Annotated in this window: 15 protein-coding genes and 1 tRNA gene; 14 read left to right on the forward strand and 2 right to left on the reverse strand. The window is 76.1% G+C overall.

The genetic code is table 11. The features are described 5' to 3' along the window. The first annotated feature begins 30 nt into the window (after positions 1–30). The 5 genes from JIG38_RS18205 (at position 31) to proB (ending at position 4,403) form a co-directional block, all read left to right on the forward strand. Positions 31–801 carry a metallophosphoesterase family protein gene (locus tag JIG38_RS18205; RefSeq protein ID WP_199425138.1) on the forward strand — a complete coding sequence of 257 codons (771 nt, stop codon included), beginning with the start codon at positions 31–33 and terminating at the stop codon, positions 799–801. Positions 802–984: 183 nt separating this feature from the next. Next, positions 985–1,293 (forward strand): 50S ribosomal protein L21, encoded by a 309-nt coding sequence (gene rplU / locus JIG38_RS18210; protein WP_199425161.1) that lies wholly within the window; start codon positions 985–987, stop codon positions 1,291–1,293. Between the two features lie 79 nt (positions 1,294–1,372). Continuing rightward, positions 1,373–1,630 carry a 50S ribosomal protein L27 gene (gene rpmA / locus JIG38_RS18215; protein ID WP_199425139.1) on the forward strand — a complete coding sequence of 86 codons (258 nt, stop codon included), beginning with the start codon at positions 1,373–1,375 and terminating at the stop codon, positions 1,628–1,630. A gap of 93 nt (positions 1,631–1,723) precedes the next feature. Continuing rightward, complete coding sequence (gene obgE / locus JIG38_RS18220) at positions 1,724–3,247, forward strand: GTPase ObgE (protein ID WP_199425140.1); 1,524 nt, start codon at positions 1,724–1,726, stop codon at positions 3,245–3,247. A gap of 7 nt (positions 3,248–3,254) precedes the next feature. Beyond that, a complete protein-coding gene (gene proB, locus JIG38_RS18225) occupies positions 3,255–4,403 on the forward strand; it encodes a glutamate 5-kinase (protein ID WP_199425141.1) in 1,149 nt (382 codons plus the stop codon). A gap of 9 nt (positions 4,404–4,412) precedes the next feature. On the opposite strand, the gene JIG38_RS18230 is transcribed toward proB, so the two are convergent. Continuing rightward, complete coding sequence (locus tag JIG38_RS18230; RefSeq protein WP_199425142.1) at positions 4,413–5,876, reverse strand: lipase maturation factor family protein; 1,464 nt, start codon at positions 5,874–5,876, stop codon at positions 4,413–4,415. Positions 5,877–5,893: 17 nt separating this feature from the next. Between JIG38_RS18230 and JIG38_RS18235 the strand changes: the two genes are divergently transcribed. From JIG38_RS18235 to JIG38_RS18265, 7 genes are all read left to right on the forward strand, one after another. After that, on the forward strand, positions 5,894–7,201 hold the full coding sequence (locus JIG38_RS18235; RefSeq protein WP_199425143.1) for a glutamate-5-semialdehyde dehydrogenase: 1,308 nt from the start codon (positions 5,894–5,896) through the stop codon (positions 7,199–7,201). Positions 7,202–7,381: 180 nt separating this feature from the next. Then, positions 7,382–7,525 carry a hypothetical protein gene (locus JIG38_RS18240; protein WP_199425144.1) on the forward strand — a complete coding sequence of 48 codons (144 nt, stop codon included), beginning with the start codon at positions 7,382–7,384 and terminating at the stop codon, positions 7,523–7,525. 52 nt (positions 7,526–7,577) lie between these two features. Then, positions 7,578–8,180 (forward strand): nicotinate-nucleotide adenylyltransferase, encoded by a 603-nt coding sequence (gene nadD, locus JIG38_RS18245; protein WP_199425145.1) that lies wholly within the window; start codon positions 7,578–7,580, stop codon positions 8,178–8,180. Further along, positions 8,173–10,368: a hypothetical protein gene (locus JIG38_RS18250; protein WP_199425146.1), complete on the forward strand. Its 2,196-nt coding sequence runs from the start codon at positions 8,173–8,175 to the stop codon at positions 10,366–10,368. The genes nadD and JIG38_RS18250 overlap by 8 nt, the downstream gene beginning before the upstream one ends. Continuing rightward, positions 10,365–10,751, forward strand: a complete 387-nt coding sequence (rsfS, locus tag JIG38_RS18255) for a ribosome silencing factor (RefSeq protein ID WP_199425147.1) — start codon at positions 10,365–10,367, stop codon at positions 10,749–10,751. The genes JIG38_RS18250 and rsfS overlap by 4 nt, the downstream gene beginning before the upstream one ends. Beyond that, the gene (locus tag JIG38_RS18260; protein WP_199425148.1) at positions 10,751–11,449 is read left to right on the forward strand and encodes a histidine phosphatase family protein; all 699 of its coding nucleotides are present in this window, start codon (positions 10,751–10,753) and stop codon (positions 11,447–11,449) included. Before rsfS ends, JIG38_RS18260 begins: the two co-directional genes overlap by 1 nt. A gap of 107 nt (positions 11,450–11,556) precedes the next feature. Continuing rightward, positions 11,557–11,629, forward strand: a tRNA-Ala gene (locus tag JIG38_RS18265). Positions 11,630–11,750: 121 nt separating this feature from the next. Here JIG38_RS18265 and JIG38_RS18270 read toward each other — a convergent pair. Beyond that, entirely contained in the window at positions 11,751–11,975 is a 225-nt protein-coding gene (locus JIG38_RS18270) for a hypothetical protein (protein WP_199425149.1), read from the reverse strand. A 96-nt stretch (positions 11,976–12,071) separates the two neighbouring features. Between JIG38_RS18270 and JIG38_RS18275 the strand changes: the two genes are divergently transcribed. Together JIG38_RS18275 and JIG38_RS18280 are read left to right on the forward strand one after the other, a co-directional pair. Beyond that, positions 12,072–12,758, forward strand: a complete 687-nt coding sequence (locus JIG38_RS18275) for a DedA family protein (protein ID WP_199425150.1) — start codon at positions 12,072–12,074, stop codon at positions 12,756–12,758. Between the two features lie 9 nt (positions 12,759–12,767). Then, positions 12,768–13,568 carry an LLM class F420-dependent oxidoreductase gene (locus JIG38_RS18280; protein WP_199425151.1) on the forward strand — a complete coding sequence of 267 codons (801 nt, stop codon included), beginning with the start codon at positions 12,768–12,770 and terminating at the stop codon, positions 13,566–13,568. Positions 13,569–13,596: the final 28 nt, after the last annotated feature.

Here is a 13,596-nt window from a genome sequence, read left to right on the forward strand (position 1 = left end):
CCGTCGCCGGCGGCGGCTACCGTGACGCGCGTGGAGCGGATCGCGGTGGTCTCGGACGTGCACGGCAACATGACCGCGTACGACGCGGTGCTCGCCGACATCGACCGCCGGGGGATCACCACGGTCCTCAACCTCGGCGACGTCGCGGGCAAGGGGCCGCGCGGCTCGGCGGCCGTCGCACGCACGCGCGAGCGCTGCGCGGTCACGGTGCGAGGCAACTGGGACGACTTCCTGCCGCGCCCGGACCCGGACAAGAACCCGGCCTCGGTCTGGTGGTACGAGGAGCTGACGCCCGAGGACCGCGCGTGGCTCCTCGCGCTCCCGCTCGTCCACGACATGGTGATCAGCGGTCGCCGCGTGCGCTTCGTGCACGCCTCGGCGGACAGCGTCTACACGCGCGTGCGGCGCGTGCACACCGACGAGGAGTTCGACGGCATGTTCGCGGCGACCGAGCTCACGGGCCCCGGCCCGGCGCCGTCCGTGGTCGTCTACGGGGACGTGCACGACGCCTACGTGAAGACGGTCGACGGGCGCACGCTGGTCAACGCCGGCAGCGCGGGCAACCCGCTCGACGAGCCCGTGCCGTCCTACCTCGTCCTCGAGGGCGTCGTCGGCGGCACCGCCCGGGACCCGTTCGCGCTCCAGGTCGTGCGCGTCCCGTACGACGTCGAGGCCGAGATCGAGGTCGCCCGGGCGGCCGGGATGCCCGAGCTGGAGGCCTGGGCGATCGAGCTGCGGACCGCGGTCTTCCGGGGCCGGCACGCCGAGCTGGGGCTGGTCCCCGACCCGCCCGTCCGGTGACCGGGCCGGTTTGACCCTCGCGGGGCCGTTCCGTACTCTAGGACGTCGGCGCGTCTCGGATGCGCCGGGTTGTGCGTGCCCCCAGACCGGCGTCCCCGGACGCTGCGGCTGCGCGCGGCGCCTGACCAAGAACGAGCACGCGACTGACGTGCGACCGAAGAACGAGTAGAGATGAGCGGCAACGTGGTGTACGCGATCGTCAAGGCTGGTGGCCGCCAGGAGAAGGTTGCGGTCGGGGACGTCGTCGTCGTCGACCGTCTCAAGGGCGAGGCCGGCGGGACCGTGCAGCTGCCCGCGCTCCTGCTCGTGGACGGGGAGAAGGTGACCTCCGACGCCGCGACGCTGGCGGGCGTGACGGTCACCGCGGAGATCGTGCGGGACGAGAAGGGCCCGAAGATCGACATCCTCAAGTACAAGAACAAGACGGGCTACCGCAAGCGCATGGGTCACCGTCAGAAGCTGACCCGCCTGAAGGTCACCGCGATCAGTTGAGTCCGGACGGCCGCCCGCGCGACGCGGCGGCCGACCACCCTCCCACCCGTCTCACGTTCAGCACGAAAGCAGGTCAGTCATGGCACACAAGAAGGGCGCCAGCTCCTCGCGGAACGGCCGCGACTCCAACGCGCAGCGTCTCGGCGTCAAGCGCTTCGGCGGTCAGCTCGTCAACGCGGGCGAGATCATCGTGCGCCAGCGTGGCACCCACTTCCACCCCGGCAACAACGTGGGCCGTGGCGGCGACGACACGCTCTTCGCGCTGACCGCCGGTGCCGTGCAGTTCGGCGTGCGCCGTGGCCGCAAGGTCATCGACATCGTCACGGCCGACGCCTGACCCAGAGCACACCACGCGAAGGGGCGCACCGGAGAACGGTGCGCCCCTTCGTGCGTCACACCCCCGCACCACCCCGACCGAGAGGAGAGCGCCGTGGCATCGTTCGTCGACCGCGTCGTCCTGCACGCGACGGGAGGTGACGGCGGCCACGGGTGCGCCTCCATCCGCCGTGAGAAGTTCAAGCCCCTGGCGGGCCCCGACGGCGGCAACGGCGGTGACGGCGGCGACGTCGTCCTCGTCGTCGACCACCAGGTGACGACCCTCCTGGACTACCACCACTCGCCGCACCGGCACGCGCCGTCGGGCAGCCAGGGCATGGGCGACGACCGCCAGGGCGGCACGGGCCAGGACCTCGTCCTGCCGGTGCCCGACGGCACCGTCGTGAAGTCCACCGACGGCGAGGTCCTCGCGGACCTCGTCGGCGAGGGCGCCCGGTTCGTCGTCGCCGCGGGCGGCCGGGGCGGGCTCGGCAACGCCGCGCTGTCCTCGCCGCGCCGCAAGGCGCCCGGTTTCGCGCTGCTCGGCGAGCCGGGCGAGAGCCGTGACGTCGTGCTCGAGCTCAAGACCATCGCCGACGTCGCGCTCGTCGGGTACCCGAGCGCCGGCAAGTCGAGCCTCGTCGCCGCGATCTCGGCCGCGCGGCCCAAGATCGCCGACTACCCCTTCACGACGCTCGTGCCGAACCTCGGCGTCGTCCAGGCGGGGTCGGCGCGGTTCACCGTGGCGGACGTCCCCGGGCTCATCCCGGGCGCGAGCCAGGGCAAGGGCCTGGGCCTGGAGTTCCTGCGCCACATCGAGCGCTGCGCCGTCCTCGTGCACGTCCTCGACTGCGCGACGCTCGAGCCGGACCGCGACCCGATCAGCGACCTCGACGTCATCGAGGCCGAGCTCGCGGCGTACGCGAGCGACCTCGAGATCCGCGGCGGCGAGGTGCCGCTCACCGAGCGCCCGCGCGTCGTCGTCCTCAACAAGATCGACGTGCCCGAGGCGCGGGAGCTCGCCGAGCTCGTGCGCCCCGAGCTCGAGGCGCGCGGTCTCACCGTGCTCGAGATCTCGACCGCGAGCCACGAGGGCCTGCGGCCGCTGACGTTCGCGCTCGCCGAGCTCGTGAGCCGGGCGCGCGCGGCGGCCGCGGCGGTCGTGCCGGCGCGCGTCGTGCTGCGTCCCAAGGCCGTGGACGACGCCGGCTTCACCGTGACCCGCAAGGAGAGCGGCGGCCGCGTGTTCTTCCAGGTGCTCGGCACCAAGCCGCAGCGCTGGGTCCGGCAGACCGACTTCACGAACGACGAGGCCGTGGGCTACCTCGCGGACCGGCTCGCGCGCCTCGGCGTCGAGGAGCGGCTGTTCGCGGAGGGAGCGACGCCCGGCGCCGAGGTCGTCATCGGACCGGAGGACGGCGGGGTCGTCTTCGACTGGGAGCCGACGCTGCTGACGGGGTCCGAGCTGCTCGGCGGCCCGCGTGGCACGGACCTGCGGCTCGAGGACCACGCGCGGCCGACGCGCGCGGCGAAGCGCGAGCAGTACAAGGACCGGATGGACGCCAAGGCGGAGGCGCGCTCGGAGCTGTGGACCGAGCGCGAGGCCGGCCACTGGGCGGACCCGGGCTCGGACGCGTGAGCCGACGGTGAGCGGGTCCGCGCGCCACGAGCCCGGCGCCGACCGGGCGGCCGTCGCCTCGGCGGACCGGGTGGTCGTCAAGGTCGGCTCGTCGTCCCTCACGGGCGGCGACGGGCACCTCGACGTCGAGGCGCTGCGGGCGCTCGTCGCGGTGATCGCCGCGCGGCGCGCCGCGGGCGGTCAGGTCGTGCTCGTGACGTCCGGCGCCATCGCCGCGGGCCTCGCCCCGCTGGGCCTGGCGACGCGGCCCCGGGACCTCGCGACGGCCCAGGCGACGGCCTCGGTCGGCCAGGGCCTCCTGGTCGCGCGCTACACGGAGGCGTTCGCCGCGCACGGCCTGCGGGTCGGCCAGGTGCTCCTCACCGCGGAGGACACCGTCCGCCGCGGGCACTACCGCAACGCGCAGCGGGCGCTGGACCGGCTGCTCGGGCTCGGCGTCGTGCCCATCGTCAACGAGAACGACACGGTCGCGACCGACGAGATCCGCTTCGGCGACAACGACCGGCTCGCCGCGCTCGTGTCCCACCTCGTGCGGGCCGACGCGATGGTCCTGCTCACGGACGTCGACGCGCTCTACGACGGCCCGCCGTCGCGTCCCGGCGCGCGCCGGATCACGGAGGTGCGCAGCGCGGCCGACCTCGACGGCGTCGACGTCAGCGTGCGGGGGAGCGCCGTCGGCACCGGCGGCATGGTGACCAAGCTCGCCTCGGTCCGGATCGCGACCGGCTCGGGCGTGCCGGTCGTCCTCACGTCCGCCGCGCAGGCCGCGCAGGCGCTCGCCGGTGAGCCGGTCGGGACGTGGTTCGCGGCGACCGGCCGCCGCCGCTCCACGCGCATGCTCTGGCTCGAGCACGCCGCGAGCACGCAGGGCCGGCTCGTGCTGGACGACGGCGCGGTGCGCGCGGTCGTCGAGCGCCGCACCTCGCTGCTGCCCGCGGGGATCACGCACGTCACGGGCGACTTCGAGGCGGGGGACCCGGTCGAGCTCGTGTCGACCGAGGGCGCCGTGGTCGCGCGCGGGCTCGTCGCCTTCGGTGCGGCGGAGCTGCCGGACCTGCTCGGCCGCTCGACGCACGAGCTGCGCGAGCGCCTGGGTGCGGGCTACGACCGCGAGGTCGTGCACCGCGACGACATCGTGCTCGTCCGCCACCGCTGACGCCCGCGGTCAGAGGTAGCGGCGCAGCGACCGCAGGTCGTGGACGTCGACGAGCAGGCCCTCGTCGGACCGGACCCACCACTGGCCGGTGGACCGCCGCTCCTCGCGCGTGGCGAAGCGGTAGTGGTACAGCCGCGCGCGCACCCACCGCGCGGGCCGCCCGTCGAACGGGTCCCGGCGCAGCAGGCGCAGCGTCGGCGCGTCCGCCTCGAGCAGCCGGGCGAGGAAGGGCACGAACCAGCGCATCTGCGCCGAGGACCCGAGCCCGAGGAACCACATCCCCCAGTCGAGGCGCAGGTGGTACGGCGCGTACTGGGGCGGCACGCGCCGGACGTCGCCCGGCTTGCCCCGGAACTCGTACTCGCGCCAGGCGGCGTCGTCCGGGTCCTCGTCGAGCGTGCCCTCGACGACCACCTCGACGCGGCGGCGCGTGATGCTGCCGAACGCGCCGTAGGCGTTCACCAGGTGCCAGGCGTTGAACGAGGCGTTCATGAGCTGGCGGCGCGAGACGAGGTTGCGCAGCGGGTGCCGGCTCAGCACGACGAGCCACGCGCTCACCGCGAGCACGACGACGACGAACCACGCGGGCGCGGGCTCCGTCCCTGCGGACCAGGACGCCGGGTCGACGTCGGCGCCGAGGAGCCCGAGGAGCCACGCGAGCGAGGCGTCGTCGACCGCCGAGAAGGCGAGCACCATCGTCAGCCCGTTGAGCCAGGCGAAGTTGCCGGAGAGCACGAGCCACGCCTGGGTCACGACCATGATCGCCGCGCCGGCGCTGGCCACCGGGCCGGGGGCGAGCAGCAGGAACGGCACGAGGAGCTGGGTCACGTGGTTCGCGGCGACCTCGACCCGGTGCAGCGGCCTCGGCAGCAGGTGGAACCAGCGGCTCAGCGGGTTCGGCATCGGCTGGGTCTCGTGGTGGTAGTAGAGCGCCGTGAGGTCGCGCCACGCGCGGTCGCCGCGCCACTTGATGAGGCCCGCGCCGAGCTCGAGGCGAAGCACGAGCCACCACAGCAGCGCGAGGACGGTGACCGGCGGCGCGACGCGGTCCGAGCCCAGGAAGGCGCACAGGAACCCCGCCTCGAGCAGGAGCGACTCCCAGCCGAACCCGTAGAAGACCTGGCCGACGTTGACGACCGAGAGGTAGAGGCCGAACAGCGCGAGGAACACGAGCAGGGGGACCCACGGCGGGCCCTGCTGAGGCAGGCCGACGACGACGCTCAGGGCGAGCACGAGACCGGTCCACCCGACCACCACGAGGAGGCGGTCCGAGTACCGCCGGTGGAAGAGGCTCGGGGCGCTGCGCCACGGCACGCGCGCCACGAACGCCGGCACCGGCAGCAGGCCGTGCTCGCCGAGCAGCGGGCGGAACTGACGCAGGACCGCGACGAACGCGACGACGTAGACGGCGGCGACGCCCCGTTGCGCCACGGTGCGCGCGACGGTCCAGCCCTCCGCGTCGAACCACTCCACGCGACTATCCTGCGGCCATGAGCCTCGCAGCGCCCCCGTCCGTCCCCGAGGCCTCCGGCGTCGACGTCGAGGAGGCCGTGCGGTCCGTCGCGCGGCGCGCGCAGGTCGCCGCCCGAGCCCTGGCGACCGCCCCGCGCTCGCTCAAGGACGCCGCCCTGCACGCGATGGCCGACGCGCTCGTGGCCGCGACTCCCGAGATCGTCTCCGCCAACGCCGTCGACCTCGAGCGGGGCGAGGCGGGCGGGCTGTCCGCCGGTCTGCTCGACCGGCTCACGCTCACGCCCGACCGCGTCGCGGCCATCGCCGACGCGCTCCGCGAGCTCGCCGCTCTGCCGGACCCCGTCGGCGAGGTGGTGCGCGGCTCGACGCTGCCCAACGGGCTGCGGCTGCGCCAGGTGCGCGTGCCGCTCGGCGTCGTGGGCATGATCTACGAGGCGCGGCCCAACGTCACGGTCGACGCCGCGGGCCTCGCGCTCAAGAGCGGCAACGCGGCGATCCTGCGCGGCGGCTCGGCCGCGTCGAGCTCCAACACGGTGGTCGTCGAGGTCCTCGGCCAGGCGCTGCGCTCGGTCGGCCTGCCCGCGGACGCGGTCCAGTCGATCGACGAGCACGGTCGGGCGGGCGCCGTCGCGCTCATGCACGCGCGCGGCCTGGTGGACCTCCTCGTGCCGCGCGGCGGCGCGGACCTCATCCAGACCGTGGTGCGTGAGGCGACCGTCCCGGTCGTCGAGACCGGCGTCGGCAACTGCCACGTGTACGTCGACGCCGCCGCGGACCCGGCGATGGCCCTGCCGATCCTGCTCAACTCCAAGACGCAGCGCGTCGGCGTGTGCAACGCGGCCGAGACGCTCCTCGTGCACGCCGACGCCGCGCCCGGCTTCCTGCCCTCGGCGCTCGCCGCGCTGGCCGGCGCCGGCGTCGTCGTGCACGGGGACGAGCGGACCGCGGCCCTCGCGCCGGCGGGCGTCGACGTCGTGCCCGCGACCGACGAGGACTGGGCGACCGAGTACCTCTCGCTCGACCTCGCGGTGCGCGTGGTGGACACGCTCGACGACGCGCTCGAGCACATCCGCACGTGGTCGTCGGGCCACACCGAGGCGATCGTCACCAACGACCTGGCCGCCTCGCGGCGGTTCGTCGCCGAGGTCGACTCCGCCGCGGTCATGGTCAACGCGTCGACCCGGTTCACCGACGGCGGTCAGCTGGGGCTCGGTGCCGAGATCGGGATCTCGACCCAGAAGATGCACGCGCGCGGCCCCATGGGGCTCGCGGAGCTCACGACGACGCGGTGGGTCGTCGAGGGGGACGGGCACGTCCGGCCCTGAGGTCACCCGTCCGGCCCCGCGCAGGCCCTGCCCCGCGGGGAGTCGTGCGACACTGGAGGCCCGCTCTGCGCCGGTCCGCGGCTCGCCGACGACCGCGCGCGGGCACCGCCGGGACCCGCGAGGGCCCCGCGCCGGACGGACCGAGACGTAACCGAGAAGCACCGACAGCTGGAGGTCGACGTGCACGCTGCCCTGCTCGCCGCGGAGGAGACGGCCGAGGCCGCCCAGGTGGCCCCCGAGGTCTTCGGCCTCGTCGCGTTCGGCGCGCTCGTCGTCCTGCTCGCCGTGACCTACGCCTTCCGCAGCGTCGGCACGCGCCACTGACCGCACGCACGCACGGCCACATCCGTCGACGCACCCGGAGGACCAGCAGGGGATGACTGACCAACGGCCCAGGATCGGGGTGATGGGCGGGACGTTCGACCCCATCCACCACGGCCACCTGGTCGCCGCGAGCGAGGCCGCAGCCGACCTGCGGCTCGACGAGGTCGTGTTCGTCCCGACCGGTCGCCCGTCCCTCAAGCAGGACCGCGAGGTGACCGCGGCGGAGCACCGGTACCTCATGACAGTCATCGCGACCGCGTCGAACCCGCGCTTCACCGTGAGCCGCGTCGACGTCGACCGGCCCGGGCTGACCTACACGGTCGACACGCTGCGCGACCTGCGCAGCGAGCGTCCCGACGCCGACCTGTTCTTCATCACGGGCGCGGACGCGATCGAGCAGATCTTCACGTGGAAGGACGTCGACGCGCTCTGGTCGATGGCGCACTTCGTCGCGGTCACGCGGCCCGGGCACGCCATGACGCTCGCCGGGATCCCCGAGGGCGCCGTGACGCAGCTCGAGGTCCCCGCGCTCGCGATCTCCTCCACCGACTGCCGTCACCGGGCGCACGCGGGCGAGCCCGTCTGGTACCTCGTGCCCGACGGCGTCGTCCAGTACATCGCGAAGCACGGGCTCTACCGGGGTCACGATGAGTGAGCAGACGTCCGCCGAGTGGGGCGAGCGCCGCCGCCGGCGCGAGGAGGAGCGCCTGCGGGCGCTCGCGGCGCAGCAGGCCGCCGAGCAGTCCGGGCCGTCCGGGCCGTCGAGCGGCGAGGAGGTCTCGGCGCCGTCGACGACGTCGGCTGCGCCCGCCCATCAGCCCGCGCCCGCGGAGCGTCCGCTGTCGCGGCGCGAGCTCCGCGAGCGGGCCGAGGCGGCCGCGGCGGCCTCGGCAGCCCCGACGGCCGGCGCTGCTGCACGTCCGCCCGCCGCGTCCGCCGCCGTCCAGGCGCCGACCCCGCCCGTGGTGCGCGCGCCGGCACCCGCCCCGACCCCCGCGCCGGCACTCGCCGTGACTCCCGCCCCCACCCCCGCTCCGGCTCCGGAGGCGCCCGCCGCCCCGGCGAGCCGGCCTGCGGCGTCCCGCCCGCTCTCGCGGCGCGAGCTGCGCGCCGCGGCGACCGGCGAGGCCGTGCCGCCCCGGTCGACGCCCGCCGTCCCGGCGCGGCCGACGCCCGAGGTGCAGCCGCCCGCGCTGACGGGGGGCATCCGGCGCGTGTCCGCGTCGGGCGGCCTCACCGACGTCGAGCCCACGTCCGACGACGGGACCGACGTCCGGCCGGGCCACGGCATCGCGACCCCGCGGCCGACGGCGTCGTCCGGAGCCGCCCTGACGCCGCAGGCGCGTGCCGCCGCTGTCCGCGCCCAGGCGGCGCGGGCGCAGGCCGAGCGTGAGGAGGCCGCTCGCCGGAGCGCCGAGCGTGCCCAGGCGCAGCGGCGCGCCGAGCAGGAGCGGACGGCGCAGGAGCGCGCCGCGCGCGCGCGTGCCGCCGAGGAGGCACGGGACCCCGCGGGAACCACGCTGCGCGAGCACATGCCCGGGTCCGACGAGGCGCCGGCACCGGAGGAGGAGCGCGCGGCGGCTCGACGTCGCCCGCGCGGGTCGGAGCCGGCACCTGCCGACCGCCCGACCGCACCCGGCCCTCGCCCCACCACGGCCCGGGAGCGGGCCACCCAGGAGGCCGCGCTGCGCGCTGCCGCCGGCCGGGCCGGCGCACCCCCGCACCAGGCCGCCCCCGGCCCTCAGGCACCCACCGGGACGGGCGCCGCCACCGGACCCGGCGCGCCCGCGGGCCCGAGCGGCCCGGCGCAGCCGTCCGCACACCCCGGGACGAGCGGTCCGGCGCAGCCGTCCGCGCCCCAGGCGCAGGGCGGCCCGGTGCCGCAGACCCCGTGGCACGCCGCGCCCGCGGGCTCCGGCCCGCGGGGGGGCGCCTCCGGGCACCTCACGGGCGTCCCCGGACCTCGGCAGGGCGCGCCGCACCGTCCCGTGCCCGACGAGGAGCCCGAGGCGCCGCTCGCCCGTCCGTGGACCGCGGGTTCGTCGCGCGCCCCCGGCGCGGCGCCGGCGGCCGCGTCGGCCGCGCCGACCGGCGCCCCGGTGAGGCCCGGAGCCTCGTCGCCTGCAGGCGCGACCGCGTCGACGGGCGCGTGGACCCCGTCCGCGCCGCCCGCCGTCCCCCGCGGTGCCGGTGCCGGTGCGGCGCCGGCCGCCCCCGCGGCCCGGACCCCGGGGTCGTTCGGCGCGGGCGCGGTGGCGGACCACCCGACCGTCCAGCTCCCCGCCGCCGGCGACGGCCGCCCCGGCGGGACGACGCCCGGCCGGCCCGAGCAGCGCGCCGCGTCGGCGGCCGCCCCCCAGCCGGGCGCGATCGCGCTCGTGCCGGCGGGCCGCCCCCTGCGTGCGGGCGACACCTTCGGCTCGATGACCCTGCCGACGCCCGCGAGCCCGTCCGACGCCCGGCCCGCGGCCGGACCTGCCGCTCGCCCCGGCGCCGAGCGGGCGGCCGAGGCGCCGCGCTGGAGCACGGTCGCGCCGACCTCGAGCTCCTGGACGCCGACGCCCGACGCCCCCGCGGCGTCGTCGCGCGACGAGCCCGAGGACGAGGCGCCGGAGGCCGCGGAGCACGAGACCGTGCGCGCCCACCCCTACACGTGGCTGCACATGATCGTGCTCGTGGTGGTCGCCTTCGTGCTCGGCATGCTCATCTTCATGGTCGTGATGCGCGACAGCCCGCCGGCCGACGGCGGCACCGGGCAGGCTCCCGCGTCGTCGAGCAGCACGCCCTCCGACCCGGTCGCGGACGTCGCGGCCGGCCCCGACGACCCGACAGGGGATCTGTGACCGCCTCCGACCGTGCCCTCGACATCGCGATCGCGGCCGCGCGCGCCGCGTCCGACCTCAAGGCCGAGGAGATCATCGCGCTCGACGTGAGCGAGCGGCTCGTCCTCACGGACGTGTTCCTCATCGCGTCGGCGACCAACGAGCGGCAGGTCTCCGCGATCGTCGACGCCGTCGAGGAGTCCCTGCACCGCAAGGGCGTCAAGGCGATCCGCCGCGAGGGCGTGCGCGAGGCGCGCTGGGTGCTGCTCGACTTCGGGGACGTCGTCGTGCACGTCCAGCACGCCGACGACCGCACCTACTACGCGCTCGAGCGGCTGTGGGCGGACTGCCCCGTCGTCGAGCTCCCCGCGGACGCGCGGGGCGGGGACGGGCTGGCCGGCTGATGGCGGCCCGCGCCGTCGTCCTGTGGCGGCACGGCCGGACGGCGTTCAACGCCGCCGCGCGCCTCCAGGGCCACACCGACATCCCGCTCGACGACGTCGGCGCGTGGCAGGTCGCCGAGGCCGCGCAGCACCTCGCGCAGCGTCACACGCCGAGCCGGATCATCGCGTCCGACCTCGGGCGCGCGGTCCAGACCGCCGGCGCCCTGGCGGAGCTCACGGGCATGGCGGTCGACGTCGACCCGCGGCTGCGCGAGCGCGGGTTCGGCGCCTGGGAGGGGCTGACCGCGGCCGAGATCGAGGAGCGCTGGCCCGACGCGTACGCCGTCTGGCGCGCGGGCAAGGACCCCCAGCGCGCGGGCGCCGAGAGCCGCGGCGAGGTCGCGCGCCGCATGGTCGAGGCGGTCACCGAGCACGCGGCGGCCGTCGAGGACGGCGGCACGCTCGTCGTCGTCTCGCACGGCGCCGCGATCACCCTCGGCCTCGTCGAGCTGCTCGGGCTCGACCCGGCGACGTGGCGCGGCCTGGGCGGCCTGCACAACGCCCACTGGTCGCTGCTGCGGGCCAGCCACCGCGACATCGGCCCCGCCTGGTACGTCGAGTCGCACAACCTCGGCCCGGCCGTCGCGGTCGACGACTGGAACGCGGGCGTGCCCGCCGACGCGATGCCCAGCAGCACGGCCGACGCGCTGCGGTCGTGACCCGCTCCGGTGGCGGCGGTGTGGCGCTGGTCACGCCGCGGAGGCCGGGCGCGGATTGGCTCTGCGGGCCCTGGTTCGCCTAGACTGCACGAGCCCTCAGGGGCACCGGGGCTGTGGCGCAGCTGGTAGCGCACCTGCATGGCATGCAGGGGGTCAGGGGTTCGAGTCCCCTCAGCTCCACCGGTGGTGAAGGTCGGAGGCCGTCTCCCCGTCGGGGAAGCGGCCTCTCGGTGTGAGTGGACGACGTGGGCACGTGGGCCCCGCGGAGACACCCCGCGTTCGCGGAGGTCGCGGCACAGCGTCAGGCGCCGGGCTCGCGGAACAGCGGCCCCGGCTCGGGCGCGTCACCACCGCCGAGGCCGCGTGCCTCCTCCGGGGGCAGCGGACGCCCGTCCTCGACCGCGAGCTCGTAGGCGGCGGTCTCCTCGGTCGTCCGCGGGTCCTCGCGCCCCGGCTCGCCGACGTGCCGGGGCACCTCGGCCTCGGCCGGGTGGCCGAGCTGGGCGCGCACGGGTTCCTCGCTCATCGGTCCTCCCTCGGTCCGGTCGCCCCCATGCTCGCCGTCGGCGGCCGCGTGCGCGCGGCGAGCGCCGACGCGCACGCGAGCCGGTCACGTGATCGCATGGGACCCGTGACGACCGCCGACCCCGCCGACCTCACCGGCCTCGCCGGGTGGGTCGCCGACACGATCGCCACGCTCGGCCCCTGGGGGGTCGGCGCGATGGTCGCGCTCGAGACGATCTTCCCTCCGATCCCGAGCGAGGTCGTCCTGCCCGTCGCCGGCCTGCTCGCCGGCCAGGGGCGCATGTCGCTCCTCCTCGCGGTCGTCGCCGCGACGGTCGGCTCCGTCGTCGGCGCTCTCGTCCTGTACTGGGCGGGTGCGCGCCTCGGGCTCGACCGCCTCAAGCGCCTGGCCGACCGGCTGCCGCTCGTCGAGCCGCACGACCTCGACCGCGCCGACGACTGGTTCCGGCGGCACGGGCGGACCGCCGTGCTCACCGGGCGCGCGATCCCCGTCGTGCGCAGCCTCGTCTCGGTGCCTGCGGGCGTCGAGCGCATGTCGCCGGGGCTCTTCGTCGTCCTCACGGCGGTCGGGAGCGCCGTCTACAACGGCGTGCTCGTCGGCCTCGGCTACGTGCTCGGCGGGCGGTGGACGCAGATCGGCACGTACAGCGACGTCATCAACTACGTCGTCTACGCGGCGATCGCCGTCGCGCTGGGCGTGTTCGTGCGACGGCGACTGCGCCGACGTCGGCACGAGCGTCCGGCGGTCGGGCACGACGCGCCCCGCGCCCACGACGCCGCCTAGGGTCGGGGCATGTCGAGGCCCATCCGCATCGGTGTCCAGATCCAGCCCCAGCACGCCGACTACGCGGCCATCCGTCGCGCCGTCGCCGCCGTCGAGGAGGCGGGTGCCGACATCGCGTTCAACTGGGACCACTTCTTCCCGCTCTACGGCCCGCCGGACGGCAAGCACTTCGAGTGCTGGACCATGCTGGCCGCGTGGGCGGAGGCCACCGAGCGCCTCGAGCTCGGCGCGCTCGTGACCTGCAACAGCTACCGGAACCCGGACCTGCTCGCGGACATGGCGCGGACCGTCGACCACATCAGCGACGGCCGGCTCATCCTCGGCATCGGCGCGGGGTGGTTCGAGCGCGACTACGACGAGTACGGGTACGCGTTCGGCACCGCGGGCTCGCGGATCGCCGACCTGGCCGACGGCATGCGCCGCATCCGCGCCCGCTGGGCGGCGCTCAACCCCGCGCCCACGCGCGACATCCCCGTCCTCATCGGCGGCGGGGGCGAGCGGAAGACGCTGCGCGTCGTCGCCGAGCACGCGACGGTGTGGCACGCGTTCGGCGACGCGGAGACCATCGCCCACAAGTCCGCGGTCCTCGACCGGCACTGCGCCGCCGTCGGGCGCGACCCCGCGGAGATCGAGCGCTCCGTCGGGGTCGGGGGTGAGGGCAGCCCGGGCGCGCAGGCGCAGGCGATGCTCGACCTCGGCGTGACGCTCTTCACCGTCGACGTCAGCGGCCCGGACTACGACCTCGGCCGGCTCGGCGACTGGCTCGCGTGGCGCGACGAGCGCAACGCCGGGCGGACCGCGGACTCCTGAGCGCGTTCGCCCACAGCGAACGTCGCCG

The organism is Actinotalea solisilvae, assembly GCF_016464425.1.
GTDB classification, from domain to species: domain Bacteria; phylum Actinomycetota; class Actinomycetes; order Actinomycetales; family Cellulomonadaceae; genus Actinotalea; species Actinotalea solisilvae.

Excerpts from the sequence above, each read along its gene's own strand:
- JIG38_RS18250 (WP_199425146.1), top strand. The coding sequence starts at position 8,173 with ATGAGTGAGCAGACGTCCGCCGAGTGGGGCGAGCGCCGCCGCCGGCGC.
- JIG38_RS18275 (WP_199425150.1), top strand. The coding sequence starts at position 12,072 with ATGGGACCCGTGACGACCGCCGACCCCGCCGACCTCACCGGCCTCGCC.
- JIG38_RS18270 (WP_199425149.1), bottom strand. The coding sequence starts at position 11,975 with ATGAGCGAGGAACCCGTGCGCGCCCAGCTCGGCCACCCGGCCGAGGCC.
- JIG38_RS18260 (WP_199425148.1), top strand. The coding sequence starts at position 10,751 with ATGGCGGCCCGCGCCGTCGTCCTGTGGCGGCACGGCCGGACGGCGTTC.
- nadD (WP_199425145.1), top strand. The coding sequence starts at position 7,578 with ATGACTGACCAACGGCCCAGGATCGGGGTGATGGGCGGGACGTTCGAC.
- JIG38_RS18280 (WP_199425151.1), top strand. The coding sequence starts at position 12,768 with ATGTCGAGGCCCATCCGCATCGGTGTCCAGATCCAGCCCCAGCACGCC.
- rpmA (WP_199425139.1), top strand. The coding sequence starts at position 1,373 with ATGGCACACAAGAAGGGCGCCAGCTCCTCGCGGAACGGCCGCGACTCC.
- JIG38_RS18235 (WP_199425143.1), top strand. The coding sequence starts at position 5,894 with ATGAGCCTCGCAGCGCCCCCGTCCGTCCCCGAGGCCTCCGGCGTCGAC.